Origin of the sequence: Shewanella sp. HL-SH8, from assembly GCF_051165765.1 — a bacterium.
GTDB lineage: Bacteria > Pseudomonadota > Gammaproteobacteria > Enterobacterales > Shewanellaceae > Shewanella > Shewanella glacialimarina.
Map to the genome: position 1 here is coordinate 1,617,030 of NZ_CP195039.1, position 26,248 is coordinate 1,643,277.

Annotated in this window: 23 protein-coding genes; 12 read left to right on the forward strand and 11 right to left on the reverse strand. The window is 40.1% G+C overall.

The features are described from left to right. Positions 1-159: 159 nt before the first annotated feature. Positions 160-969 carry a RecX family transcriptional regulator gene (locus ACRWQN_RS07210; protein WP_434940310.1) on the forward strand — a complete coding sequence of 270 codons (810 nt, stop codon included), beginning with the start codon at positions 160-162 and terminating at the stop codon, positions 967-969. Between the two features lie 157 nt (positions 970-1,126). On the opposite strand, the gene ACRWQN_RS07215 is transcribed toward ACRWQN_RS07210, so the two are convergent. Both ACRWQN_RS07215 and ACRWQN_RS07220 read right to left on the reverse strand, forming a co-directional pair. Beyond that, the gene (locus tag ACRWQN_RS07215) at positions 1,127-3,043 is read right to left on the reverse strand and encodes a choice-of-anchor I family protein (protein WP_434940311.1); all 1,917 of its coding nucleotides are present in this window, start codon (positions 3,041-3,043) and stop codon (positions 1,127-1,129) included. A 435-nt stretch (positions 3,044-3,478) separates the two neighbouring features. Continuing rightward, positions 3,479-4,729 (reverse strand): dicarboxylate/amino acid:cation symporter, encoded by a 1,251-nt coding sequence (locus tag ACRWQN_RS07220; protein ID WP_434940610.1) that lies wholly within the window; start codon positions 4,727-4,729, stop codon positions 3,479-3,481. Positions 4,730-5,024: 295 nt separating this feature from the next. Here ACRWQN_RS07220 and ACRWQN_RS07225 point away from each other — a divergent pair, with 295 nt between their 5' ends. The 6 genes from ACRWQN_RS07225 to ACRWQN_RS07250 all read left to right on the forward strand — a co-directional run bounded on the left by ACRWQN_RS07225 (position 5,025) and on the right by ACRWQN_RS07250 (position 12,907). Continuing rightward, positions 5,025-5,447 (forward strand): YqaA family protein, encoded by a 423-nt coding sequence (locus ACRWQN_RS07225; protein WP_434928612.1) that lies wholly within the window; start codon positions 5,025-5,027, stop codon positions 5,445-5,447. A 34-nt stretch (positions 5,448-5,481) separates the two neighbouring features. Beyond that, complete coding sequence (locus tag ACRWQN_RS07230) at positions 5,482-8,340, forward strand: M16 family metallopeptidase (RefSeq protein ID WP_434940312.1); 2,859 nt, start codon at positions 5,482-5,484, stop codon at positions 8,338-8,340. 197 nt (positions 8,341-8,537) lie between these two features. Next, complete coding sequence (gshA, locus tag ACRWQN_RS07235) at positions 8,538-10,163, forward strand: glutamate--cysteine ligase (RefSeq protein WP_434940313.1); 1,626 nt, start codon at positions 8,538-8,540, stop codon at positions 10,161-10,163. A gap of 19 nt (positions 10,164-10,182) precedes the next feature. Then, on the forward strand, positions 10,183-10,635 hold the full coding sequence (locus ACRWQN_RS07240; RefSeq protein ID WP_434940314.1) for a hypothetical protein: 453 nt from the start codon (positions 10,183-10,185) through the stop codon (positions 10,633-10,635). 62 nt (positions 10,636-10,697) lie between these two features. Further along, complete coding sequence (locus ACRWQN_RS07245) at positions 10,698-11,315, forward strand: hypothetical protein (protein WP_434930241.1); 618 nt, start codon at positions 10,698-10,700, stop codon at positions 11,313-11,315. A 413-nt stretch (positions 11,316-11,728) separates the two neighbouring features. Next, the gene (locus ACRWQN_RS07250; RefSeq protein ID WP_434940315.1) at positions 11,729-12,907 is read left to right on the forward strand and encodes a methyl-accepting chemotaxis protein; all 1,179 of its coding nucleotides are present in this window, start codon (positions 11,729-11,731) and stop codon (positions 12,905-12,907) included. Between the two features lie 923 nt (positions 12,908-13,830). Here the strand turns inward: ACRWQN_RS07250 and ACRWQN_RS07255 are convergent. Continuing rightward, a complete protein-coding gene (locus ACRWQN_RS07255; protein ID WP_434940316.1) occupies positions 13,831-14,286 on the reverse strand; it encodes a GNAT family N-acetyltransferase in 456 nt (151 codons plus the stop codon). Between the two features lie 94 nt (positions 14,287-14,380). Then, a complete protein-coding gene (locus ACRWQN_RS07260) occupies positions 14,381-15,241 on the reverse strand; it encodes a DMT family transporter (protein WP_434940317.1) in 861 nt (286 codons plus the stop codon). A 136-nt stretch (positions 15,242-15,377) separates the two neighbouring features. Between ACRWQN_RS07260 and ACRWQN_RS07265 the strand changes: the two genes are divergently transcribed. Beyond that, a complete protein-coding gene (locus ACRWQN_RS07265) occupies positions 15,378-16,280 on the forward strand; it encodes a LysR substrate-binding domain-containing protein (protein WP_434940318.1) in 903 nt (300 codons plus the stop codon). A 276-nt stretch (positions 16,281-16,556) separates the two neighbouring features. Here the strand turns inward: ACRWQN_RS07265 and ACRWQN_RS07270 are convergent, their stop codons facing one another. The 7 genes from ACRWQN_RS07270 to purE all read right to left on the reverse strand — a co-directional run bounded on the left by ACRWQN_RS07270 (position 16,557) and on the right by purE (position 21,858). After that, positions 16,557-16,958, reverse strand: a complete 402-nt coding sequence (locus ACRWQN_RS07270; protein ID WP_434940319.1) for a MerC domain-containing protein — start codon at positions 16,956-16,958, stop codon at positions 16,557-16,559. Between the two features lie 88 nt (positions 16,959-17,046). After that, positions 17,047-17,511: a Fur family transcriptional regulator gene (locus ACRWQN_RS07275; RefSeq protein ID WP_434940320.1), complete on the reverse strand. Its 465-nt coding sequence runs from the start codon at positions 17,509-17,511 to the stop codon at positions 17,047-17,049. 7 nt (positions 17,512-17,518) lie between these two features. Then, entirely contained in the window at positions 17,519-18,091 is a 573-nt protein-coding gene (locus tag ACRWQN_RS07280; RefSeq protein WP_434940321.1) for a DUF2796 domain-containing protein, read from the reverse strand. Between the two features lie 105 nt (positions 18,092-18,196). Continuing rightward, positions 18,197-18,874: a DUF1826 domain-containing protein gene (locus tag ACRWQN_RS07285; protein ID WP_434940322.1), complete on the reverse strand. Its 678-nt coding sequence runs from the start codon at positions 18,872-18,874 to the stop codon at positions 18,197-18,199. Beyond that, entirely contained in the window at positions 18,871-20,079 is a 1,209-nt protein-coding gene (zigA, locus tag ACRWQN_RS07290; protein WP_434940323.1) for a zinc metallochaperone GTPase ZigA, read from the reverse strand. Before zigA ends, ACRWQN_RS07285 begins: the two co-directional genes overlap by 4 nt. Positions 20,080-20,284: 205 nt before the next feature. Next, a complete protein-coding gene (purK, locus tag ACRWQN_RS07295) occupies positions 20,285-21,367 on the reverse strand; it encodes a 5-(carboxyamino)imidazole ribonucleotide synthase (protein WP_434940324.1) in 1,083 nt (360 codons plus the stop codon). After that, on the reverse strand, positions 21,367-21,858 hold the full coding sequence (gene purE, locus ACRWQN_RS07300; RefSeq protein ID WP_226410624.1) for a 5-(carboxyamino)imidazole ribonucleotide mutase: 492 nt from the start codon (positions 21,856-21,858) through the stop codon (positions 21,367-21,369). Before purE ends, purK begins: the two co-directional genes overlap by 1 nt. 438 nt (positions 21,859-22,296) lie before the next feature. On the opposite strand from purE, the gene ACRWQN_RS07305 reads away from it, so the two are divergent. The 4 genes from ACRWQN_RS07305 (at position 22,297) to ACRWQN_RS07320 (ending at position 26,204) form a co-directional block, all read left to right on the forward strand. Continuing rightward, positions 22,297-23,178, forward strand: coding sequence for a hypothetical protein (locus ACRWQN_RS07305; RefSeq protein WP_434940325.1), 882 nt, complete (start codon positions 22,297-22,299; stop codon positions 23,176-23,178). A gap of 85 nt (positions 23,179-23,263) precedes the next feature. After that, a complete protein-coding gene (locus tag ACRWQN_RS07310) occupies positions 23,264-23,821 on the forward strand; it encodes a hypothetical protein (protein ID WP_434940326.1) in 558 nt (185 codons plus the stop codon). Beyond that, positions 23,763-24,152 carry a hypothetical protein gene (locus ACRWQN_RS07315; RefSeq protein ID WP_434940327.1) on the forward strand — a complete coding sequence of 130 codons (390 nt, stop codon included), beginning with the start codon at positions 23,763-23,765 and terminating at the stop codon, positions 24,150-24,152. Before ACRWQN_RS07310 ends, ACRWQN_RS07315 begins: the two co-directional genes overlap by 59 nt. Before the next feature lie 81 nt (positions 24,153-24,233). Further along, positions 24,234-26,204 carry a vWA domain-containing protein gene (locus ACRWQN_RS07320; protein WP_434940328.1) on the forward strand — a complete coding sequence of 657 codons (1,971 nt, stop codon included), beginning with the start codon at positions 24,234-24,236 and terminating at the stop codon, positions 26,202-26,204. Positions 26,205-26,248: the final 44 nt, after the last annotated feature.

Consider the following 26,248-nt stretch of genomic DNA (forward strand, 5'->3'; position numbering starts at 1 on the left):
AGTTATATATCTACACATTAAAGTAGCGTTTAGAAATCTGTGTCGATATTATTAAAATAAGGCCAGTACATCATGTACTGGCCTTATTTTTTGCTTAATCATCATTAGCCATAACTGCTACACTGTTTGAGATTACTTGTTACTTAAAGACCCATTTCTATGCAGCGTGCCCCATTACGTCAAGCCAAAACTATCGATAATGTCTTTAACAGTGCTTACTGGCATCTTGGTCAGCAAGACTTCACTATTAATGAAATTCGCACCAAGCTAGCGCGTAAAACTGATAATCAACAATGGATTGATATCGTACTGGCTAGACTAGTAGAAAGTGGTTATTTAAAAAATGACTTCGACTTCGCTGTACGTTATTGCCAGTCGGCCTTTAGCAGTGAGCTAGGTGCAGGCGCAATAAGGCGCAAACTACAACTGCGCGGTCTATCAGCAACAGACATTGAAACAGCAATAGAGCAAGTAATGCACGAGCAACAGGTCGATACCTTTGAAATGGCCACGTCTAGACTACTTAATAGATTTGATAACTTTAATGGCACCAGTAAAGAAAAAGTCTATACCCAGATGACTACAAAAGGATTTTCACGCGCAGAAATTGATCATGCATTATCCCACCACCCTGAAAGTGACACATTGCGCAGTAAGCTGGCGATAAAAGCTGACAAAGTTGATTTAACAACAGAAATCATCAAGCTATTTAACAAGGGCAAAGGTAAAACACTTATCTTGCAGGAACTTAAACAGCGATTGATTGACGTGACTGATTTTGAAGAAACCCTTTACCAGTTAACCTTAACTGAAGAGGTTGATTTCTATCAAAGCTGTAAAGATCAGCTAGCTAAAAAACGTTATAACTTATCGGATTACAAAGAAAAGTCGAAAGCGTATGCGTATTTATTCCGTAAAGGTTTTGGTAGTGATGAAATAAAAGAAGCTATGTCACTAGATGACGAATAATCCAGTAACTATTTTTGTTGAAATTTAAATTTAATAGCCGATCTCTATAAAATAGGGATAAATACAAAACGCCAAGCAAATTATGCTTGGCGTTTTGTATTATGTAGCGATAAGTAAACCTTATATATTTAGGATCTACTTGAGTGAGGCAATGACCTTACTGTAATCGTAATTGATATACTGCAGTTGTGCCGCTGACTTCATTACCAATAAGTAGTAGTGGCACTCCTGTTGGGCTGTTTTGGCTAGCAATAAATTTCATCCCTTCAGGACCTAAATCACCGGCCATTGATGCATCACCTTCAACTTCACCAGTGTCGGTATCAATGGCAAAATCAGCATCAAAGTTACGATTATGAACGTAATCTATGAATGACACAGCAAAAGGATTGCTGATGTCGTAAATCATAAATCCAGAAGTGCGTTCTAAACCAATAAATGCATAAGTATTTGAACCAATCTGACCTATAGCGAGAGCTTCTGGCTCTGGTCCTTTATCGTCACTGCGGCTGTCACCTTTGTTTTCATCGTTGTTATTATTAAAGTTCATCCCTAATAACACTGCAGTAATACGCTCAAAGTCACCAGCACTGTCAAATACTTGTTGACCATCAGCTGTCCAAATTGAAAATGAACGACCACCATAGGCAACAATTTTATCAATTAACCCGTCATTATTGTCATCGCCCATACTGGTGGTTACTTTTAAACGTCCCAGTTGGGTTTTATCTTGTGCGGTGGCAAACTGTGGCTGGTTAGGGTCTAAACTTAGGTCCGCAGCGCGAGCTTCTTCAGAAAACCCTGCATAATCTCGAGCATCGCCTTCGTTGGCTGTCACGATAAAGTCAGCATTGTTCCAGCGATAACTGGCAATCGTATCTGGCTGATACATGCCATAAACACCAGTGTAAGCTTGTAAGTTTATCGCATCGTCTTTATCACTAGCGTCTATTTTATTGGTATCTAAGCCAAAATTCTTAAGGCCTAATGCGATAATATTTTTTACCTTTGTCGCCTTGATATCAATCACCGCAATGGCATTGTTTTCTTGTAAACTAACATAAGCATATTGATTGTCTGGAGAGACTGAAATATACTCAGGTTCAAAGTCTTGCGCTACGCTAGCTCCTGGACCATTGATTTTAATTAATGGGCTAAGTTCAGCATGACGTAAACCACCTAGGTTAAAATCTTTAAAATCAATCATGGTAGCCGATGTTGCCGGTACACCATTGGTGATGGCAATAAGCCCAATAGACCCTTCAGGATCGACATCATAAGCGCTGTTCGGCTCACCTTCATTAGCAACTAACAACACACTACCATCAGGCGTGAAAGCGACATTGTCAGGTAACGCACCCACTTCAACAAACGATAAGTAGACAGGTAATTCACTGCCTGATAATTGATAAAAGGCAACAATACCATTGCCTTGAGTCGCATTACCTAATGAATCAGCACGTTCAACGGCCGTGGCTAATAAATTACCCGACACACTGACACTGTTAACTGCACCTAATAGAGTTAACCCTGTATCGCCGCTGATATTCAATTCAGTTTTTTTGGTGATATTATTTAAACTGAAACCAGCTTCAGCTTCAACGGGTGTTTGAGTCAATTGTGATAAATCTAACACATCAACCTTGCCACTTTGGGCATTGACCACAAATGCGCTTTGGCTAGCCGAGTGATAGTCAACGATTTCAGCGGCGCTAAGTCCATAGACACCTGATTGATAACGGCCGACTAAATCAACACTCAGGGTATTTAGGTTGTTATTACAAATCACTTGAGTTTGTAGGCTATCAACTTCACTAGACTCCAGTACGCCATTACTGTTGGCGTCTAATCCGGTTTCAATTTGTTGTCCACCAAAGGGGCATTGCGCATGACCTGCCGTAATGGGGGTTACCGCGACTAATGCTGATAATCCTATACTGCCATCAGTTCCGTTTGCGCCATTAGTCCCCGCTGCACCTGTTTGCCCGTCATCACCATTGCATGCTGTTAATAACATTGTGGTCATAATTGCAGATACTAAAAGTGTTGCTTTACCTTGAGTAAATCGCTTCATAAACTAACGTCCTAATAGAATTCTGTAATATAAAGCGGACAATTTAGTTAACTTGCGTGACAGTTTAATGATATTAATATTGCATTTATATGCTCTAGATAAACTGTTTTGTGCTTTATACAAGAATGCTGCGTAAGTATGAAATACGCATTTTCTTACTCAGCGAACACCTTGCAACAAAGACTCTTATTGTAAAAATAAATATGTTAGCAGGATATTTTTGGTTTTTTTGTTACCTGAGTATAAGATTTTGACGTTATTGTAGATGAGGTTATGTAAAAAGACCGCATGCAGAATAACCCTATTATGAACCGAATTAGACTGCGGGATAGGCGATAAAAAATGCCAATATCATTAACGTGATATTGGCATTTATTGCTTTAGCATCAACAGACTTAAAGGTACTCAATCAAACATAAGTCCTTTCAACGCTGGTTAAGCTATTTTCTGTTCATGAAGTATGTCTTCAGAGTTGAACTGTTCAATGTCTAATTGGCCTTCACTTTTGCCTATAACAACCGCGGTCATCATGTCACCGGTGACATTAGTCGCGGTGCGGATCATATCAATAATGCGATCAATGGCGGCAATAAATGCAATGCCTTCAAGGGGCAAGCCGATAACGCCTAAGGTAACAGTTAACATCACCATTGCACTGCCGGGTACGCCAGCGGTACCTACAGAGGCAACGGTGGCGGTAACGGCAATCAGCATGTAATCAGTCATATCTAAGGGGATACCGTAGATTTGAGCAATAAAGATAGCGGCAATAGCAGGGTAAATACCACCACAACCGTCCATGTTCATGGTCGCGCCTAAGGGCAGTACAAAGGCACTGTAACGTTTTGATACGCCCATTGCTTCAGTACAACGTGTACTAGCAGGTAGAGTACCAAAGCTAGATGCGGTACTAAATGCCACTAGTTGAGCCGGCATGGCTTTGCGGAAAAACTTTACCGGGCTTAAACCGGCGGCAAATTTAATTAACCCACCATAAACAAAAATAATGTGAATTAATGCGGCAATATAAATGGCAATAATAAATTTACCTAACGGTAAAAGAGTACTTAAACCGTATTCGCCTACAACCCAAGCCATTAAGCCAAACACACCAATCGGGGTCAGTTTTAATACCATGCGCGTCAATTGAAACATCACTTCAGCACTGGCTTCCATGACCTTCTTCAATGGTTCAGCTTTTTCACCGACGGCATTAATTGCAATACCGACTAAGGCTGCAAACACAATTATCTGTAACACTTTGCCTTCCGCTAAAGAGGCAAATGGATTAACCGGGATCATATTGAGTAATACTTGGGCAAATCCGGGAATGTCACGTTCACGCACTTCGGTAGTGGCTAATTCAAGTGAACCACCCATGTCGATTAAGCTGCCAACCGCTAAACCAATAAATGAAGCTATCGTGCCCGTCAGCATAAATAGGCCTAAGGTTTTCAAGCTTAAGCGCTTTAAGTTGGTTTGATTGCCTAAAGAGGTAATGCTGACCACAATGGCGCAAAAGACTAGTGGGGCGACCAACATTTTGATCGCGCTAATAAATAGGTCACCAAGAGGCTTAAGCACAATTGCTGATTCGCCCAAAGCGATACCTGCAAGAGTGCCCAAGATGAAGCCTGCGAGAACTTTTTGCCAAAATGGAATACGTTTAAAGGTGTCTAAAATCATCGAGGTTCTCATTTTATGGTCATTGTTAGGCGCATTGATAAGATGAATGGGCGGTTATGCATAATTCATCCGTCTATTGCGGTTTGAACCAGCGGTGTAAGTTACCCATTCTAGACAGATGAATCAAATTTAATGGCATTCTAGAGAGGCAAATAAAGACAAACAACGTCAATTTGATATAACTTATAATTATATATATCAATGTTAATATAATTATAAGTTTTTTACTGTGCAATAACTTTTAAAATAAAGCGTTTATAAATTAAAAAGTATTTTAAAATCATAAGGGTATATTTTGACTGAGTTATGGCTGATGTTTTCTGGAGCTTTTTTAGCTGCCACCTTGTTACCGGGGGGATCAGAAGTTTTACTTATTGGTTTGTTACAGCAAAACAGTGACCCTTGGTTAGGTTTATTGATTGTTGCCAGTTTGGGCAATACCTTAGGTGCCGTCACGAGTTATTATTTAGGCCGAGCGGGACGATTTGCAAAATCACCAGCTGATTTTGATAATAAGTACTATCAGCGATCACTGGGATGGTTTGAACGTTTTGGCGTATGGGCGTTACTCTTGTCCTGGCTACCGCTTATTGGTGATATTTTATGCTTAATTGCTGGGTGGTTAAAATTACCAGTGGTAAGCTCAACAGTAATGATTTTTATCGGTAAAACAGTACGCTATAGTTTAATTGTTTTTATATTTATGGCAGCAATTTGATAATGCAGTTATGTAAGCTCAAGGAGTGTGTTTTTTGAAAAAGTGGATACTTGCGGTCGCGATTAGTGCGGCAATTACCGGATGTGCAGCAGACAATGTTAATGATGACATTAAGCTAATCGCACAGCAAACAAGCTTACCAGCAGGCGTTAATCTAGTTGAAGCGGTTACTATCGCTGACAGTAACATTGGCATTCCTTACAAAAAATATCAGCTCGCAAATGGGCTAACGGTGATTTTGCATCAAGACACATCAGATCCCCTTGTACACGTTGACGTAACCTATCATGTGGGCTCTGCACGGGAATTAGCCGGACGCAGTGGTTTTGCCCATTTATTTGAACATATGATGTTCCAGGGCTCACAAAATGTGGCGGATGAACAACACTTTAAAGTGGTTACCGAAGCGGGCGGTACACTAAATGGTACAACCAATTCCGATAGAACTAATTATTTTGAAACTGTGCCCAAAAATCAGTTAGAAAAAATGCTCTGGTTAGAGTCCGACAGAATGGGATTCTTATTACCTGCTTTAACTAGTGAAAAATTTGAAGTACAACGTGAGACCGTTAAAAATGAACGGGCACAGCGGATTGATAACCGCCCCTACGGTCGTCTAGGTGAACGCTTTGCACAAGCCCTTTATCCTGAAGGACATCCTTATTCATGGCCAGTAATTGGCTGGCCAGACGATCTTGAGCGTGCCACTGTTGATGATGTTAAGCACTTTTTTCAGCGCTGGTATGGGCCTAATAATGCCACATTAACCATTGGTGGTGATTTTGATGAAGCGCAAACCTTAGCCTGGATTAGTCAATATTTTGGTGAGATTCCCTCTGGCCCTAAAGTAGATGCTGCCGCTAAAACTACGGTGACCTTAGATAAAACCCGTTATCTTTCAATGGAAGATAAAGTGCATCTGCCCTTGCTGTATGTGGGTATGCCGACAGTGTATGCAGGTCATCCTGATGAAGCCGCATTAGATTTGCTGGCCAATATTATCGGCGGCGGTCAAACGTCATTATTATATAAAAATCTGGTAAAAGATGGCTTTGCAGTACAATCCTCGGTTAGCCATCCCTGCCAGGAGTTAATGTGTCAATTCACCTTATATGCCCTAGCAAACCCTGCCAATGGCGGTAAATTAGACACATTAGAAGCTAAAATTAATGAGTCTATTGCCGAGTTTGAACAACGCGGTGTGACTGACGAAGACTTACAAAAGGTTAAAGTACAGTTTGAAGCCAGTACTATTTTTGGGTTGCAAAGCGTCGCTGGCAAGGTGTCGACTTTAGCTTCAAATGAAACCTTCTATGGTGATCCTAATCGGGTTGCTAAGGATTTAGCCCGTTATAACAGTGTGACTAAAGCAGATGTTATGCGGGTATTTAATCAGTACATCAAAGATAAACCCAAAGTGGTCATGAGTGTCGTGCCTGAAGGCCAATCACAATTAATTGCCAAAGCAGATAATTTTGCGCCCAAAAGCTTAGCCATTGCAGAGGATGCTGTGACGGGACTGGTTGATATTAAACCAGTAGTATCAAGCTTCGATCGCACCTTAATGCCTGCAACGGGTGATGCGCGACAACTTACTGTGCCGACACTTTGGTCTGCGTCTTTAAGTAATGGTATTGAGGTGATGGGTACTGAAAATGAAGAAACACCAACAGTTGAGCTAGTGATTTATCTTGAGGGCGGCCATCGTACTGTGTCTGTTGAGAAAGCCGGACTAGCCAAGCTAACTGCGGCTATGATGAATGAATCAAGCAATAAGCGTTCAACTGAAGAATTAGCGCAAGCATTAGAAATGTTAGGCTCAAGTGTCAGTGTTAGCGCAGGTGAATCACAAACCTATGTGCAAGTGTCTAGTTTGTCTAAAAATCTTGCTGCAACCTTAAGTATTGTTGAAGAGCGTTTATTCCACCCCGGTTTTGTTAGTGCAGACTTTGAACGGGTTAAACAACAGCAATTACAAAGTCTACAGCAAGCAATGACTAACCCGAGTTTTCTGGCCAGTAATGGTTTTTCTGCTTTGCTGTATGGCAATAATAATGCCATGGGCAGTAGCGATTTAGGCACAGTCGCAACGGTATCTGCATTAACGCTTGATGATGTAAAAGCTTTTTATCAACAGCAGTTTACCGCGGGTAATGCGCAAATGGTGTTGGTGTCTGATTTAGCTAAAGCTGATGTAATGCCTATGCTTAATGGATTTAGTCAGTGGGCGGGTAATGCCAGTGCGCTGTCACCTATTGATAAACGTGTGCATGCGAAACCTGCAACCATTTATATTATCGATAAGCCAGATGCGGCGCAGTCGGTGATCAATATTGGTAAGCGTGCGTTAACCTATGATGTGACTGGTGATTACTTTAAAGCTAATTTGATGAATTACCCGTTAGGCGGCGCATTCAATAGCCGGATAAATTTAAATCTACGCGAAGATAAAGGTTACACCTATGGCGCCAGAACCAGCTTTAATGGCCAGAAAGACACTGGTGAGTTTATTGCTACCGCCAGTGTGCGAAGCGATGTAACAGGGGCCGCTATTAGCGAGTTTATTAATGAAATTCAAACCTATCAACAATCAGGTATGAATGACGCTGAATTGGCATTTTTACGCAACTCTATTACTCAAGGGCAAGCGTTGGACTTTGAAACACCTTATCAAAAGGCAGGGTTTATTCGTAAAATTCAGCGCTATCAGCTTGACCATCATTTTACCGCCCAGCAAACTAAGATTATTAATTCCGTGACGACCGCTGAATTAAACTCACTTGCTAAATCGCTACTTGATATCAATACTATGGTGATATTAGTGGTTGGCGATAAAAAGGTCATTGAGGCACAACTTGCGCCATTAGGTTATCCAATTGAAATAGTAAATTAATTGCTTAATCTAGCTGACTTGAATTGATCTGATTTACCCCAATATCAGTATTAATAACAGATAAAACGGCGGCAGAATTTCTGTTGCCGTTTTTGTTTACAGTTTTTTTGCCAATTTGGTAATAATCTCGGGTATCATCGGGTCTAATGGTATCAATCGTATTTAATCACGCGAATTAATCAATAGAGAATAGAATATTGAAATCTTTCAATGAAATTGTCGACCAACTTGGCGACAGCGAAGGGCGCGAAGCCTTACTCGGTATGCTCCGTGGTATTGAGCGTGAAGCTTTACGTATCGAAGGTAACGGCCAGTTGGCACAAGATTTACACCCACAAGCTTTGGGCTCTGCATTAACACATTCAAGAATAACCACTGACTACAGTGAAGCTTTGCTTGAGTTTATTACCCCTGTGCACAATAACATCGATGAGTTGCTTGAAGAGTTAACGCAAACCCATGCTTACACAGTGCGGAACTTAAATGGTCAAAAATTATGGCCAGTGAGCATGCCTTGTTATGTTGGCGGCGTGAAAAATATTCCGGTGGCGCAATATGGCGTGTCAAACAACGGCCTGATGAAAACCCTGTATAGAAAAGGCTTAACTCATCGTTATGGTGCGTTGATGCAAATAATTTCTGGGGTGCATTTTAACTTTTCGGTATCAACAGAATTATGGCAACGTTTATTTGACAGTAAATTGTCTAATAATCCTCATATGCGTTCAGATTCATTAAGTCGCTGTGAGTTTATATCTGAATCTTATTTTGGTTTAATTCGAAACTATCGCCGTTTAGTGTGGGTATTACCGTATTTATTTGGCTCGACTCCAGCCTTATGTTCATCGTTTGTAAAAGATCAAACCGTTGATTTTGATTTTAAAAAAACCGGTAAAGGCACGCTTTATTTACCTTATGCAACATCATTGCGCATGAGTGATTTAGGCTACACCAATAAAGAGCAAGACACGCTAAATATCAGTTATAACACATTACCTGAGTATCTTTCTGGCGTACAAGCTGCGATAAAAATGCCATCGAAAAAGTTTGAACAAATTGGCGTTAATGTGGACGGAGAATACCGTCAGCTAAACCATAATATTTTGCAAATTGAGAATGAATTTTACTCGCCTATTCGTGCTAAACGCGTGACAAAATCGGGCGAAAAACCTTCACAGGCTCTGATGCGTGCAGGGGTTGAATATATTGAAGTGCGAGCACTGGATGTTAATCCATTTAGCCCGGTTGGTATTGATGCCACTCAAGTACGCTTTTTAGATTTATTCTTACTGTATTGCTTATTGTCACCGTCAGCACTGACCGATGATCAAGGCGAGAAAGAAATTGCGGCAAACCTAAAAGCTGTAGTGTTAGAAGGACGTAAGCCTGGACTAATGCTTAAGCAAAATGGCCAGGATATTGATATTAAAGTGTGGCTAACCGATTTGTTTGCTGACTTGTCTCGACTCGCCACTTTATTAGACGGTGAGCATGGCTACAGTTATCAAAACGCATTAAGCCATTGGGCTGGTGCGATTGAAGATCCTAGCCAAACACTTTCTGGCCGTGTCCTTAATGAAATTATCACTAAAAATGTGGATCATGGCGACTGGGTTAAACAACTCGCTAATAATTACCATGATTTTTTATGCACTTATCCATTAAGTCATGAAATTGAGCAGCAATATAAAGATGAGGCAGAATCATCATTAGACAAACAGCTGCAGATAGAATCTGAATCTATGCCTAATTTTGATATTTTCCTGCAAGAATATTTTAAAGAAGTTGCTTCGCCAGAGTTGTATAGTGGCTGTAAAGCATAATGAAGGGCGATAAAGTCTGATGGGTGCAGTAAAACGATTGAACCTACAATCAGGGGTGTTCCTCAGCCTAACAGCAACGATTATGTTGCTGTCTGGTTGTGCATCGTCTGACAATGGCCTTGAATGTGGCACTGTGTCTGCTTATATAAAACCTGATGCAACCCAGTACCTTTATCGCACTATTGTGACCCACTTAGATGGGGAGCCTGTTATTTCTCGCCCTAATTACTTGCTGCAAACGGGTGAGCATCAATTTACGGTAGTGGAATTAATTAACTCACCTGAGCTAAAAGTGTCACTGTCCGCGCGAGGTCCAAAAACTTTAACTGTGAATGTTGAAACGGATCAGCGTTACCATATTGCCGCTCAAATGAATACCGACAAAATTTACGTTGGTAGTAATAAAGACTTCTGGCAACCCGTGGTATTTAAGCAAGAATTCTTTGAGTGTGAGCTAAATCTCAAACCATAAATTGCATTAGCAAGCCATAGATGTGACACTTAATTTTTATTAAGTGAGCTAATTGAGGTGCTATGAAACCGTTTTTATACATGGTCAGTTTGTGTAGTGTAATTGTATTATCCGGTTGTGCGACCTCTCCTCCTGCTGAACCTGAAAACCTTTGCTCCATTTTTAAACAACATCGTTCATGGTATGAAGCTGCGGTAGATACCCGTGAAAAGTGGGGCGTGCCTGTGCATGTTCCTTTAGCCATGATGTACCAAGAAAGTTCATTCAAGCATAACGCCGCTCCACCCATGGAGTACTTTTTGGGCTTTATTCCTACCGGGCGTGCCAGCGATGCCTACGGTTATGCGCAGGCTAAAACCATGACCTGGGATGATTATGTGCGAGAAACTGGGAATTCCTGGTCTAGCCGCAGCGACTTTGATGATGCGATGGATTTCATGGGCTGGTTTATTTATAAAACCAATAAGATTAATGGCGTGTCTAAATGGGATGCGAAAAATCAGTATCTCAATTATCACGAAGGCTGGGGCGGTTATAAACGTGGTTCATATAAAGCCAAAAAATGGTTAACACCCGTTGCTCAAAAAGTTGATGATCGCGCCAGGCGCTATGCTCAGCAATATCAAACATGTAAGGATGATCTTGATTCATCATGGTTATGGCGACTTTTCTTTGGCTAACTTGACCCGATTTTTGTTGTTAAAACAATCAAAAAATATCACCAATTAGGTGGTATTTTTTTATGACATTTTATTAACCTCAGCTCGGGTTAAGAGATGAATAAACGGTATTGAAGTAGCCAAAATTCAACTGTTTATCCTCAAACTTGAGCATTGCGCTGTTAACAAGGCGAATTTATGCGTCAATAGCGAGCTATTGCAAATGAATTCAACGCAGTTAGCGGGCAAAGATCTGTTTGATATGGATTTATTATCCCGAGCTGGGGTTTATTAGTTTAACTTCACCCTTGTTTGCCGATACAATGTAACTAGCTTGTTAACAATGCATTTACCTTATGATGAATAACACCAATATTATTGATAACACAGCCCCTCCAGATTGCAGAATAATAACAAGATAATCGGAAAATAATATGAATACGACATTCCAAAAATCGATACACCGTAAGTTATTAGCGCCTATTTTATTAACAATAGTGCCTTTTTTAATCATTATTAGCTTTTTGGACGCTGAAATAACTAAGACTACGATATTAAGCTTACTGATTGGATTGCTGGTGTGTCAGCTGGCTATCGGATTATGGTCAATGGAGTATTACTTACAAGCACGTTTGGCTAAATTACATCAATATTTACAGCTGGTGGTTAATACAGAAAAAGCGCCAGCAGGGCCGCTTAAAGATAATGAAGCTGACGAACTGGCATTGATCACCAATGACTTAAGCCAGTTTGTTGAAGGCTTGAAAGTGATATTAGATGTTATTCGAGTCGATGCCAAAGCGTTCAAACAAGGTGCTAAAGTATTAACCGAACAAATGCACCAAGCGGAAGGTTCGGTTGATAAAAGCGTACATGAAAACCAACAAATAACCTTATCACTGCAAGAAATTACCCATACCGCTACTGAATTATCCTCTAATGCAAACGAGTTAAAGTCAACGTCAGCAGAAGTACACCAATTACTGCAAATCGGTAATAAAGATGCCATTGAAAATCAAACGGCAATGACCGCTTTAGCTAGCGGAATTGAGAGTATGGTCAATGATGTCAGTTTATTGAATCAAGACAGTTTAAAGATTGGTAATGTACTTGAGGTGATCAAAAGTATTGCCGAGCAAACTAACTTACTGGCATTAAATGCCGCCATTGAAGCAGCACGTGCTGGTGAGCAAGGGCGAGGCTTTGCGGTAGTTGCTGATGAAGTAAGAGCACTTGCACACCGTACTCAAGAGTCAACGGTCGAAATACAAATTATTGTTGAGCAGTTACAAACCAAAGCTAAAAATGCCGTGAATGGCATCAGTGAAAGTCAGCGTATTAGCCATGGAAGTGTCGAACAGTGTCAACGTGTTACCCGCGCATTTAAAGATATCGAACAGGCTTATGGCTTGCTAGATAGTGTAGCCAGTAATATGACTTACAGTATTCAAGGCCAGCAGTCCTCTACTGAAAGTATTAATCAGCGCGCCAATGAAATATCGCGCCTTAGCCAAGAAGTGTCCCAAGGGTTAAAAGTAGTTGTCGAAAGTGCGCAAATTCAAAGTAAAACCTCAGATAAACTAGAACAAGTACTTGGGCGAGTCTGCGTGTAATCTATTGATAATTTGATGGCCTATCTTTTTTATTGATAGGCCATAAAGCGAATAGCGGACGCTTAAATACTGTGTTGATAAAAGCTCAATTTGTTTGCCAGTTTGAAAAAAGTCAACGTCGTGGCGCTTCGCCCACACCAGACCAAAGGGGCAAAACGCTTGCGCCCCTTTGGAAACCCTCAGCGCCCCAGACGAAAAATGCTGAAAAGCGCATAATTTTCGATGGGGATCGATTCAGCTTTAAACTTCATCTGTATCCAGCGTCGGCCATTGTCACCTAATATAAAAAATATCCTAACGCTTCCGATTGGCCGTCCATGGCCCAACGAAAGCTAGCGTGGCATCCATGCCAAGCTCACGGGTTCTCGGAATAAAGAGTCTCGATGACCTCAATTCAAAATGGACATCCCAGCTTTTCTTATGGAATTGTTACAAATGAAGTTAAATCGAAGATGTGAAAATTTCGGGTGCAGATGAGCCAGCGAGTATCCAAAACAGGGCGAAGTTTCACTAAGTGAAACATTTCTGAGCGAGAGGCATGGATGCCAAACTGGCTGTTTAACATGGATGTTATTGGTTTGGTTAAGCCCACATGGATGCTGATTTTAAAACCAAGAGCCGGCGTCTCGCTGGATCATCTGCACATAGGCCTGCGGCAGGCAATTGGTTAGATTGAAGTTGTGGGCTTCAGTAACCAAACCAATAAAAACAAAGTAAAACATTGAATTAAAGGCATAAAGGAGATTAAAGTATCAAACTTAAGGACAAAGTTGGGTAACCTCGAACATAATCATCGAGCACGCCATTTAGGGAAGAAAAAGCCATTCAATAACATGTGCCCATCAGTCCCTTTTTAAAGTTTACTCTGACCCAACTAATTCACCCAACTAATTACTCTGACCCAACTAATTAATAACTAGACATTAGAGCAGTGGTAGCACCATATCAACTCTGTGCATATTAGGTCCCCAGCCATCTTTAATTTCAGTCGTCTTTTTTGCACCAAATTTTTCAAAAAAGGCAGCCGAAAGATGACTGGCTGCGATGTCGATGTGGGTAACATTATTATCAACTGCGATTTTTTTTGCATAAGATACCATTTGAGAACCAAGACCTTTCCCATGCACTGATGGGCAAGTCATGATCCATGTAATATTTGCTCTGTTATTTTTTTCGTCGATATTCAAGCCAAAAACGGCCACGATTTCACTTTCAATTTGTCCAACTTTATAAGTTTTTCCCTGCTTTTCGAGGAACTCAACATAATCCTGTCTTTCATTATTTGCGAAAAATTCGGGACAATTTTTATCAAATAATGCAATGCACTCTTCAAAACATAAATCACAGTAATCTTTAAACACTAATTTAGTATCAGTCATAATTATCTTCACTTATTGTTAACATTGCACATCAATCTGATGTGTTTTTAAGGCCTGTTTTGACGTTTAATTTGAAATAATTTGATTACTTTATTCAAACCTCCTTCTTATACTTAACAGATTCAAGTGTCGCTAACCAAACTAAAGGTAAGATGATTAATGCTGAACCTATCACAAAACTTAAATCAGGAACTTCATCAAACCACATGATGCCCACTATTACGGCACCTAATAAGCCAGTATATTCAGCGCTAGAAATTTTATGTGCTTCAACTGTTCGGTATACCAAGACGCATATACCTGCATAAATCAAAATGAATAAATTTGAGCTTGCCGCTGTTAATAGCGGGTACCAATCCAAAGGTTGGTGTTCCCAAATTGCTAAACTAAAGGCAAAAGGTATTCCCATTAGATTGGTCAAGAATAAAGTCTGAGCGACAGTGTGGTGCTGAGGAAGTTTACGAACCAATAGATTATTTGTAGCCATTGTTACCGCGACTATAAGTGCAAATACAGCCGCCAAACTAATTTGTGTCGGTTGTACAACGACGAGAATGCCGATAAACCCTGCTATCGATACGGTTATAGTAGGGGTGGTTAACGTGTCTCTATAAAATAAAAAACCCAACGGTAACATAAGTAATGGGGCAGTATAAAAAATTGCATTAACAGTTGCCAGAGGTAGAGCTTGAAGAGACAATACCATGAATATGGCACCAAATAACCAAACATGGCCACGTACAAAGTGCCATTTTAAATGACTAAATAATTTGATTTTTGTATTGAATAAGCAAAATGGCAAAAGCATCAATACTGCTGTTAATTGTCTAAATAGAACAAATTGATACACTGCAGCCCCAGTCGGCAGGCTTTTTATTAAAGCATCCGAAATGACGGCGACAATATTTCCTAAAATCAATAAAAACATTCCAAACCCAACACTCATCTTCGGCATTTTTTCCCTCGATTTATTCTAAAAATGTAAAAAATTAAATACCATTACGCAAATCAGGTGCTTAAGTAGGAAGTATATTCATATAATGATATGACGTATAATGATATAAAATTACTTAGTATTAGCTGAGATAATAATGAAGTTGCCACCATTGCGCGCAGTACAATGTTTTGAGTCAGTTGCTAGGCTTAATAGTTTTTCAAAAGCAGCAGAAAGTCTTAATGTGACTCAAAGTGCGGTGAGTCATCAAGTACGAATGCTTGAGGAGTATCTTGGTGAAGCCATGTTTTACAGGCAAGGCCGGACAGTTTCATTAACCGAAGTTGGAGAGCGTTACTTCACCGAAGTCAGTCAATCACTAGCTATTCTGTCTAATGCCAGTCAGATTATTCGACACGGTAAACCTGGGTATATTCGTTTAGCACTTTATAGTTCAGTAGCCGTCAATTGGTTAATCCCTCGATTAGAAGATTTCCGTAAACAGTATCCAGAGATAGAAATAACCTTAGATATGGTCACAGATCAGCCGGATTTTAATGACCAATTCGCAGATTGTTTTATTACCGTAAATCCACCAAAACGTCACTTTGTAAGTAAATTGTTATTTACTGAAAAGCTATTTCCTGTTTGCGGTCAAAAGCTTTGGGAAAAAATAAGAGATAAGCCACTCCCTGAGGCATTGTGGCAACATCCGATATTGTCTGTGCGATATTCTGACACAAATCAAAACATCGCCGATGATTGGTTACGATGGTGTAAAGCCGGTGGGTTTGAGCTACCTAGTGATCTAAAAGTTAATCAATTTAGCCATGTGCTATTCGCGGCAGAAGCGGCACGTTACAATTTAGGTATTACGCTTATTAATAACTATATGACGGTAGATCAATCTCATAAACAGAATTTTGTCAGAATTCCTATGCATGAATTGAAAACTGGTGATAACTTTTACTTTGTCTATAGTGAGTTAAATTCTAACAGGACTGATATAACAGCGTTTGGTCGTTGGTTGGAACAGCAATGCTATACACTTAATATATGATAATTGTCATGTTGTCATATCCCGCCTAATAAGACTTTCACCAAGTTAATGGAGTAAAAGGTTGTATTGGCTTAGTAAAATTGGCCATAGATTTTTAGTAAACAAATAATTTTCACATAGAAAAATCTATCTGAAAGTTTAACGTTGTCGGAACTTCGTAACTCGAAAATGTCCAAAATCGAATTAGACGTTGATCAAGCTTTATCATGTTTGTACACCGATACAAAATATCCAGACTTAACGCAAATTAGCCTTATTACGCGACTTTAGCGGGCATTAGGCATTATTACACAGTGATTGATTACGTTTACAGCGGGTTAAATTGACAAAATGCGCAATAGCCACAAGGCTGGAGCCAATTAATGTCAGTACTTTTTCGCCAGTATCTCCCACTAACTCATGTCCCCAAATCGCAGCAAATAAAAGTAACATAAGCCCTGTGCTGCCTAGTATCAACAATCTGAAACTGTTATGTTTTTTACACCCTAAAGACAATGCAATTAGGCTAATGGGAATAACGGCGATGAGTATCCATAAATGAAAGGCTTCATTGTCGAGTTGCAGTGCCCCTAATCCTGGCAGTAGTACCAGTAATAATGGTAAGAATAAACAATGTACAGCGCATAATAGCGACAAACCAATTGAAAACTGGTCTGTTATTTTTTGAACGACTTTCATTGTTATATCCTGTGAACGGTTTGTAAATACAGCAGATATGAGTAAAACACTTTGCTTTACTCGTTAAGAGGGCTATCTCACTATCGGGCTAAGCCGCTGTTGATAAACAGGTATGACATATACAGTTCATTTCTAATTGAGGGGTAACTAAGTGAAAACCGGCCTGCTCAACATTACTTTTAAGTTCGGCGATAGTTGATTTATTTATGGTGATTTCTTTTACCTGATTACATGAACTACAAATCAAAAACTGCGGAACACCATGATCATGGCTACAGGTAATGTGCGAGCACGCGACATATTTATTGGCCAAATTGAGCTTATGGACTAGGTTCTCATTCTCTAAGAAATCCAGTATGCGATACACGGACATGGCGGGGATTTTTTCGCCAAAATTGGTGAGGTATAATTCGATTAAGTCATATGCAGACAGCGCTTTTTCGGATTGAACTAATGAAGCCAATACTTGTTTTCTTTTGATAGTTAATCGCGCACCATGACTTTTACAGTTTTGTTCAGCATGTTTTATAATGACGTCTAGGTTATGTACCATTTTTATCTCAAACTAATAATGTTGTTTTAATGTTTAGGGTGATAGCACCTTGTTGAGTGCTGGTAACCCACATAGCCTGTATTTTTTCAACACTAGGGAATTTTTCAAATACTGTAACAGTAATAGTGGATAAATTTTCTATTTTTTTACAGTGATAATGATAGTGAGCAATAACCTCACTATGGCCGTCATTATGTGATGGCTTATTTACCTTATCTGTCACGCCACTGTTTTGGTTTTGGTTTGTCATGCTTGAGGTATTGATAGTGCTATTTACAAGTTTACAATTTCCGGCTTTAAGCACAAATAAATCGGCATCTTTAGCCAGTTTTGTTGCTAAATCCGCAACGGACTTTATGTCACTCTCCGTTTTTGCCACATGTTCAAAACCAACTAAATCCGCCGCTGGAGCGCTTATTTCAATTTCAATCGTCTGGTCTTCTATCGCTATCGTGACTTGTGCTAATCCATGGACATGGGCATCAAGATTAGCGTAACTGGCGGGTGAGCAAGTCACTATTATCAGTATGATGGTGTTACGCCAATAACGCTTAATCATGCTAATACTGCTGTGTTTCATTTGGCGATGATTCCCTTGCTATGTTCTTGCAAACGATGGCGAGTCTTCTAAGCGAATGCCTTGCAGCAAATTGCTGTGAAGTTGGCTTTAAAAGACCCGCAAACCTTAATTAATGAAGTCGATAGTTAACAGTAAACGAGATTCACCAACCGCTAATGGTGGGGAGCGATGAACTAATCCTGCCCCTTGATGTTCATCCCAAAGCTCACCTTTTAGTAATGCCACATCACCGGTGTTTAAGTGTTGAATTTTGTTTTGATGATCAAATAGTCCTGAGTTTTCATCAGTATGACCTTGGTTACCCGCACCTAGTTTGCCTCTTACTACATCTTTATGCTCAAGCCACTGAGTCGCTATGCCTTGGTACGTGGTGACTAATCTGCAAGGGATACGATCGACATGAAATCGAGGACACATGGCATGGTCTAAAATGGTTAGCCTTAATCCGACACGCTTTTGATCAAATAAACAACAAAACATATCTACTAGCTGAGAAATGTCATGACTGATCAAAGTAACCGCATCGGTTTGACCAAATATATCGTAGAGTTTTTGTTGGGTATCTTGTGGCGTTACGGCCAATATTGTTTGCTTTGTGGTACTGGCATTAACAAATGTTCTGACGGTTAAAGATAAGGCTTCAGATATGCTACGTTGCCAAATCACGATATTCGTTTCTGGTTGGTAAATATCTGTAAAAATAGCTAAGTCATCTCCTTTTACTGAGCGCCGAGAGAGAGTGCTATGAATTTTTTCTTGGTGTACAGCTTCTAACTGACTCATTGATCATCTCCCCATTGTGGGAAGGGATCATTGAGTGTCACCCAATCATCTTGGCCTTTTAGCAATTCATCATCAGTTAGCAGGCAGTCATTTAATGCTTGTATCATGGCAGTTTTATCTAATTTTTGACCAATAAAGACTAGTTCCTGACGCATGTCACCAAAAGGTTCAAGCCATTGTTTTTGTATTTCCATGAGAGACTCCTCATCAGTGGGCCAATCTTCTTTTGGTACTGCTTTCCAAAACATTCCTGAAATAGCATATCGTGCAATTCCTCCAGCTTGATTCCATTGACCGACAAATTCTGGTTGTGACGCTAACCAAAAGTAGCCTTTGGATCTGAGTAGTTTTCCAAACGGTTCAGTATTGTGAATAAACTGATGAAATCTGTCGGGATGAAATGGACGACGCGCCTGAAAGTTGCAACTACTTATGCCGTACTCTTCTGTTTCAGGAATGTGTTCTCCACGCATCTCTTTAAGCCAGCCTGGGGCTAATTGGGCTTGTTCAAAGTTAAATAAGCCGGTGTTAAGAACCAGGCTAGTATCAATTTTCCCCTCTGACATGGGAATAATCTTAGCTGTGGTGTTTAAGGCTTTGAGGATCGCGATAAGTTTTTCTAGTTCGGGTGATTCAACTAAATCTGTTTTACTGATCAAAATAACATTAGCAAATTCGACTTGATCTATAAGTAAATCAGCAACGCTTCTTTCATCTTCATCCCCAAGTGATTGCCCTGTTTCTTGTATATCTTGCGCTTCCTCATAGTCGCGTAAAAAATTCACCGCATCCACAACGGTAACCATAGTGTCTAACGTAGCAATATCTGACAGCGATACGCCATTTTCATCTGCAAAAGTAAAGGTTTCGGCAATAGGTAATGGCTCAGATATGCCTGTTGATTCAATGACTAGGTAATCAAATCGACCTTCTTTAGCTAATTGACTTATCTCGATCAGAAGATCTTCACGTAATGTACAACAGATACAGCCATTGCTCATTTCGATCAGCTTTTCATCGCTTCTATTAAGCGATATATCATTATTGACTGTGGCTGCATCAATATTAATTTCACTCATATCATTGACGATAACGGCGACTTTTTTACCGTCACGATTATTCAGAATATGGCTAAGCAGGGTGGTTTTACCTGCACCCAGAAAACCAGAAAGTACCGTCACAGGCAGTTTTTGTTGTTGAAGCACGGTTAATGATCTCGAAGTAATTTTGAGTTATGTTACAACGTATCATTTATGTGATCCATATCTTTATCAGATTAAAAATAAAAATAGACTGAAATATCACTTAGACGCCGTGTGATTAAATTGCAGCGACGCCAGACCACAAATGATCAAACATAAAAAAAGGAGCCTAGGCTCCTTCTTGTATTTCACTGAGGTTTAATAAACCTTAAGCAAACTCAGCCAATATCCAATCAAGTGGTGCTTGATATTGCGTTGGCATCCATAATTTTAATTGGTTTATGGTTTCATTTAACGCTGCAGTATTATGTATTGATAGATTCAAATGACCCACTTTACGACCTGGGCGAACTTCTTTGTTATACCAAAAAAGTTCAGCGTTAGGCAGGCTTAACCAGCGGTCGTCTTTTTCAATGCCAATTAAGTTCACCATTACACACTGGAAGTTTACTTGTGGGGTATGAGTGGGCAAGTTACATAGAGCACGTAAATGCAATTCAAACTGATTGATATGACAACCCGTTTGAGTCCAATGCCCTGAATTATGCACCCGTGGAGCCAGTTCATTTACCAGTAAATGTTCGCCGATACGGAAACATTCCATGGCCATAACACCGACATACTCAAGGCCATTCATGATAGTTGAAAGCATGCTTTCAGCTTCATCTTGCAAATGGCTAAGACGAGCTAATGGCGCAATTGACGCCATTAAAATACCGTCTTGATGCAAGTTTAATGTCAAAGGGTAAAATAAACAGCGGCCATCTTGAGTTCGCACGCCGACTAAAGACACTTCTTCGTCAAAATTAATCGCTTGCTCGGCAATGGCTTCATTGCGCCAGTCATTCGGAATGCTGGTCGCTTCAGCTTGTTTTAACCAATGTTGACCTTTACCGTCATAACCACCGGTGCGACGCTTTAGTAACACACGATCGCCATAGGCTTGATGTAAGTCGTCGGCTTGTACTTTATCGTCAACTAGCTGCCAAGGTGATGTGGCTACCTTGAGTTCATCTAACAGACTTTTTTGAGTGAAACGATCGGCTAGGCGCCCAAATACAGGGCCATTGATGAAGTGCGCATGAGTACTGAGTTGTAAGCTAGTGCTTGATTCTGGCCATTGTTCACGTTCAGCGGTAATGATGTGTGATGCATCAATGGGTAAGGTGTCGCCTGTTGGCGCCATGATGTCAACCGGGCGAACATCTATCGCTAGAGGCTGACCTGCATGACTGAGCATTGCACCCAATTGACCATCACCTAACACCCAAACAGTATGTTGTTGGCTCATTACGCTTCTCTCGGATCAGGATTGTCTAAAATCATGCGAGTTTGTTCTTCACGAAACGCCTCAAGTCGAGCAGCAAGCTCACTGTCGGTTATTGCAAGGATTTGGCTGGCTAATAAGCCTGCATTAAATGCGCCCGCTGTACCAATTGCCAAAGTACCTACGGCAATACCTTTTGGCATTTGTACGATAGATAATAAACTGTCCATGCCTGATAATGCTTTACTTTGCACCGGGACACCCAGAACAGGTAAACGTGTTTTTGAAGCTATCATGCCAGGTAAATGCGCCGCGCCACCCGCGCCGCCAATAATGACTTTGTAACCTTTGTCGACAGCTGTACTGGCAAAGTCCATCAGCTTGTCTGGAGTACGGTGAGCTGAAACCACTTCAACATGATAAGGCACTTGGAGTTTATCCATAATTTCAGCCGCAGCTTCCATCGTTGGCCAATCACTTTTAGAACCCATAACTACAGCAACAAGGGCTTGCATGTTTACTCCTTAATGTACTATTTATTGGTATATTTAGCTCATCATTACCCAGTTAGTGGCGAAGTGATTACAGCATTAATATTAAGGCGATAAAAAAGGGGACAGATAATAGCATGATGACTTTTGTTTCGCTGCTGTTTAGTGTTTCGTGCGGCTAACACTTAGTTTGTAAAATAGAAAACTCTATAGAGTGAGGTTTGAACCGCTTGCTCATAAAAATGATAAAGATCAAAAAAGTGTGAGTTATCCGGCTTTGTTACTAAAATGATACCCAAAAGGTGTTATATTGTTATTTGTGGATCAAGGATTCCGTTTGGCAATAATGGAATGGTGTATGCCGAAATATAATCATCATAGAATAATTTAAAAAACGAGTTAAATTTATCAGTAGTTTAACTTTATATTGACTGACTATAATCACTAATTTAGAGCTGAACTTTGACTATCAAACACTCATTAATTAAATCTTCATTCATAAAAACGGCATCAAGTTTGTTTGCTGGTGGAGTCGTATTTGGACTGCTTTTATCAAACTCATTTGCTGATGACGCTGAACTGAAAGCTGCAATGTTAGGTGAGTTTTCTGAAAACGCTATTGATGTGACGCAAATGAAACCTATGGCTGTGTTGGCCCTATTGAAACAAAACAGCTCACAAAATATTGCCTTTTCTTTTCAACAAATGAGTATGCCCCGCGGTTGGTTAGAGATCACTAAAATTGACAATGCCTGTATGTATAACAAAGTCAAAACCGAAAAACGGCAAAAAATTGCTTATTATAGCCAATATCCTATTACCCTATACCCACCATTAAGACTAATTGTGCGTGCAGCTGATGCCGATAAATATTCAGCAGGCTTTGATTTATCGACTATTGAGCCGCAGCAATATATGCGTTATGCGGTGGCTAAAAGTCGCTCTTATGGCAAAATGCTCGACATACAGATTTCGGCTCAAAAAGAGTTATTATTTTTTCGTGATGGGGCTAATTCAGTTGGCAAACTCGTGGACATGTTAGCGCTTAATAGAATTGATGGATTTATCGAGTATGCTGATTCTGTTAATACTCATATTACTGAGAATAAGATTAACTTCGATTTTATAAGCATTGCTATAAAAGGAATAGATAAACCCTCACCAGGTTATATTGTCTGTTCTAAAACAGAATATGGTAAACAACTCATTGATGCGATTGATCAGGCGATGAGTAGAAAACCTTTCCAAAATGAGCTAATCTCTATTCATAATGATTTTGCATCTATAGATGACAAATCACTGTTAACTTCTGAGTTAATCAGTATCTTTGGGCAACCTGAATAATTAAAGTTAAAGCAAAAACACCGCTGTAAAGGATTATTAATTTAAAAATGGATAGACGTTAACGACTGTTTTGCAGGAGTATTATGTGAGCTATTCAATCTTTAAAAAAGAGTCTCTATTGACGGCTAAAATGATTAAGCGTCTATGCTTAAGCCTAAAGCTGGTGTTATTGATCCCGATATTTCCCTCCTTACTACAATCAATCCAAGCTAGTCCGTTACAGGGAATTTTATTAGCTGAAATTGACAGTAATCAAAACGATTTAGCCCAAGAGCAACCGATGGGAATGTTTGCTATTTTATTGCAACATAACCAAAATCTATTTCATTTCGATCAACAGCAGGCGAGTTATACTCGCTCTTGGAGTGATTTAAATAAGCTTGGCAATGCATGCATGTATAACAAGTTTAAATCAACTGAACGTGAGCAAGTGGCTTATTTTAGCCAAAAACCGATCAGTATATTTCCACCGCTAAGATTAATTGTGTTAAAAAAGTATGCGGCACAATTTCCACAACAAATCGATTTAGCCAATTTACCCCCAAGTTTAAAAGGTCAAATAGGTGTAGTGACATCACGCTCATATGGTGAAGCGATTAACCCAATATTATTGGCCCATCCTGAGTCTTTTTTATTTTCGTAGTGGCATGGGCTCGACGCTTAAACTTTTAGAAATGCTCACAAAAGAGCGGGTAGTTGGTGTTATTGAGTACTCAAAAGAGGCCAGTTTAATTCAGGATTTACAGGGGCTGAACTTTGATTTTCAAGCTATTCCGATTAAAGGTGTGATGCGACCAAACTTTGGCTATATGGCTTGTTCAAAAACAGCTGCGGGTGAAAAGTTGATCGCAAATATAGATTTAATTATGGCGACGCCGGCTTTTAAACAGGCTTTTATTGAAGAACATCTTCAAAATTTTGATGATGAGAAAGCTTTACTCAAGCCTGAATTGGATAAATTACTGCAGCCATAATGTGTTTAGGTTATTTAGAAAAACCCTTTTTAGTTTTGATTACGTTATAAAACACAAGCGTATTCAAATAAGGGTTTTACCATGACTATTTTTACTTCATTACGACTCTCAAGATATAACCAGTCACAGCATCTACTTTCGCAACAGCACTGTTATTCCCAAGCAAAATGGCAAATGGGCTTATTGCTCATCGGTGCTTTAGGATTAGTGGGCTGTCAGCAAAAACTTGAATCCGAATCTGTTGGGCCTGAAGGTATTTCATCAGAATCTATGCCACTTGAAGCAGGGCAGATTGATAAGCGAATAAACGTGCAACAAAAAATGCCTAACGACAGTAAAGGGATTACTTATTCGTTAGCGCAAACCAGCACAGATATTGCTGAACGTCAGGCTAAATCAGATTGGGTTAAATCATCGGTACTTACTCATCAAAACGCGAATGACAAATATCATCTAGTGTCGAATGAAAATCGCATCGGTGCCATCGGAAATTTTGCCGCCTATGTGCAAAATGGCAATATGGTCACCGCAGAAACGCCCATATCGACTTTTTCAATTGATGTTGATACTGCAAGTTATACCACCATGAGACAGCAAATAAACCGTGCAATATTACCGCTAAAGAACAGTGTTCGTGTCGAAGAATTACTGAACTACTTTGATTATGACTATCCCATACCAACTATAAATGAAGCGCCTTTTAGCATTAATACCGAATTAGCTCCCTCGCCGTATAACCAAGATGCAAAGCTTCTGCGCATAGGCATTCAAGGATTTAAGCTAGCCGCGGATCAAATAAAAGCTAAAAATTTAGTCTTTTTAATCGATGTTTCAGGCTCAATGTCTGCAGCGGATAAATTACCGTTATTACAACAAGCCTTATTGCTGTTAACCCAATCATTAACCGCGCAAGATAAAGTCTCTATTGTGGTATATGCCAATGGCGTACACCAAGTGCTTAGTGGCGCAGAAGGCAATAATACCCAGCAGATAAAACAGGCGTTAAATAACCTTCAAGCTGGTGGCGGCACCAATGGTGGTAAAGGGTTGGCACTCGCTTATGACTTAGCGGCGCAGCATTTTATTGAACAAGGTATTAATCAGGTGTTACTGGCAACCGATGGTGACTTTAATCTCGGCATGACCAGCCAAGAAGATTTGATAAACTACGTCAGCCAACAACGAAATAAGGGTATTGGTTTAACCACATTAGGGTTTGGCTTAGGCTCACAATCTGCCCAGTTTAACGATGTTTTATTAGAGCAACTGGCTAATCAAGCTAATGGTCAGTATGCCTATATTGATAACCTCAATGAAGCGCGTAAAGTGTTACATGATAAATTATCGCAAACGTTAGATATCATCGCATCTGATGTTAAAATTCAAGTCGAGTTTAATCCCGCCATCGTGTCGGAATACCGTTTAATCGGGTATGAGAACCGCCAGTTACAACGTCAAGATTTTAATAATGATAAAGTCGATGCCGGCGAAATTGGCGCAGGCCATAATGTGACAGCTATTTACGAGCTACGCTATAACGACAGTGAAAGTTTGATGCATGAGCCATTACGCTATAAGCAAAATCGTGAGCCGAGTTTAGGGGAGGTGGGTAAGCCATTTACCCGTAACGAAATAGCATTTTTAAAACTGCGTTACAAACCTTTTTCAGGGGGCAAACTCGCTGCAAATGACAGCCTGTTAATCAGCCAACCTATTTATGCCGACATCGAAGTTAAAGGCATTCAACAAACCAGTGATGATTTCAGGTTTGCCGCCGCAGTAGCGGGATTTGGGCAATTACTCAACCATAATCATTATGTGCATAATACTGATTATGATAAGTTGATAACACTCGCTCAAACGGGATTAGGCGAAGATAGATTTGGCTATCGGCATGAGTTTGTTCAATTAATGCGTTCGGCTAAATTGCTCGTTGAACAGGGGGTCGGGCAACAAGGAGGCTTTTATGACAAGGTACAGCCAACTGAGTATTCATCAGCGCTTTCTCCTGCAGTAACTCGCTCAGTGCCGAAAACGATGCAAACCAATTAACACTATTACCCCTAGGCTGGTGGCACTTAACCTCTAGCCTATGG

Excerpts from the sequence above, each read along its gene's own strand:
- ACRWQN_RS07210 (WP_434940310.1), top strand. The coding sequence starts at position 160 with ATGCAGCGTGCCCCATTACGTCAAGCCAAAACTATCGATAATGTCTTT.
- ACRWQN_RS07215 (WP_434940311.1), bottom strand. The coding sequence starts at position 3,043 with ATGAAGCGATTTACTCAAGGTAAAGCAACACTTTTAGTATCTGCAATT.
- ACRWQN_RS07220 (WP_434940610.1), bottom strand. The coding sequence starts at position 4,729 with ATGATTTTAGACACCTTTAAACGTATTCCATTTTGGCAAAAAGTTCTC.
- ACRWQN_RS07240 (WP_434940314.1), top strand. The coding sequence starts at position 10,183 with ATGGGTGCAGTAAAACGATTGAACCTACAATCAGGGGTGTTCCTCAGC.
- ACRWQN_RS07245 (WP_434930241.1), top strand. The coding sequence starts at position 10,698 with ATGAAACCGTTTTTATACATGGTCAGTTTGTGTAGTGTAATTGTATTA.
- ACRWQN_RS07250 (WP_434940315.1), top strand. The coding sequence starts at position 11,729 with ATGAATACGACATTCCAAAAATCGATACACCGTAAGTTATTAGCGCCT.
- ACRWQN_RS07255 (WP_434940316.1), bottom strand. The coding sequence starts at position 14,286 with ATGACTGATACTAAATTAGTGTTTAAAGATTACTGTGATTTATGTTTT.
- ACRWQN_RS07260 (WP_434940317.1), bottom strand. The coding sequence starts at position 15,241 with ATGCCGAAGATGAGTGTTGGGTTTGGAATGTTTTTATTGATTTTAGGA.
- ACRWQN_RS07265 (WP_434940318.1), top strand. The coding sequence starts at position 15,378 with ATGAAGTTGCCACCATTGCGCGCAGTACAATGTTTTGAGTCAGTTGCT.
- ACRWQN_RS07270 (WP_434940319.1), bottom strand. The coding sequence starts at position 16,958 with ATGAAAGTCGTTCAAAAAATAACAGACCAGTTTTCAATTGGTTTGTCG.
- ACRWQN_RS07275 (WP_434940320.1), bottom strand. The coding sequence starts at position 17,511 with ATGGTACATAACCTAGACGTCATTATAAAACATGCTGAACAAAACTGT.
- ACRWQN_RS07280 (WP_434940321.1), bottom strand. The coding sequence starts at position 18,091 with ATGAAACACAGCAGTATTAGCATGATTAAGCGTTATTGGCGTAACACC.
- ACRWQN_RS07285 (WP_434940322.1), bottom strand. The coding sequence starts at position 18,874 with ATGAGTCAGTTAGAAGCTGTACACCAAGAAAAAATTCATAGCACTCTC.
- purK (WP_434940324.1), bottom strand. The coding sequence starts at position 21,367 with ATGAGCCAACAACATACTGTTTGGGTGTTAGGTGATGGTCAATTGGGT.
- purE (WP_226410624.1), bottom strand. The coding sequence starts at position 21,858 with ATGCAAGCCCTTGTTGCTGTAGTTATGGGTTCTAAAAGTGATTGGCCA.
- ACRWQN_RS07315 (WP_434940327.1), top strand. The coding sequence starts at position 23,763 with ATGGTGAAGCGATTAACCCAATATTATTGGCCCATCCTGAGTCTTTTT.
- ACRWQN_RS07320 (WP_434940328.1), top strand. The coding sequence starts at position 24,234 with ATGACTATTTTTACTTCATTACGACTCTCAAGATATAACCAGTCACAG.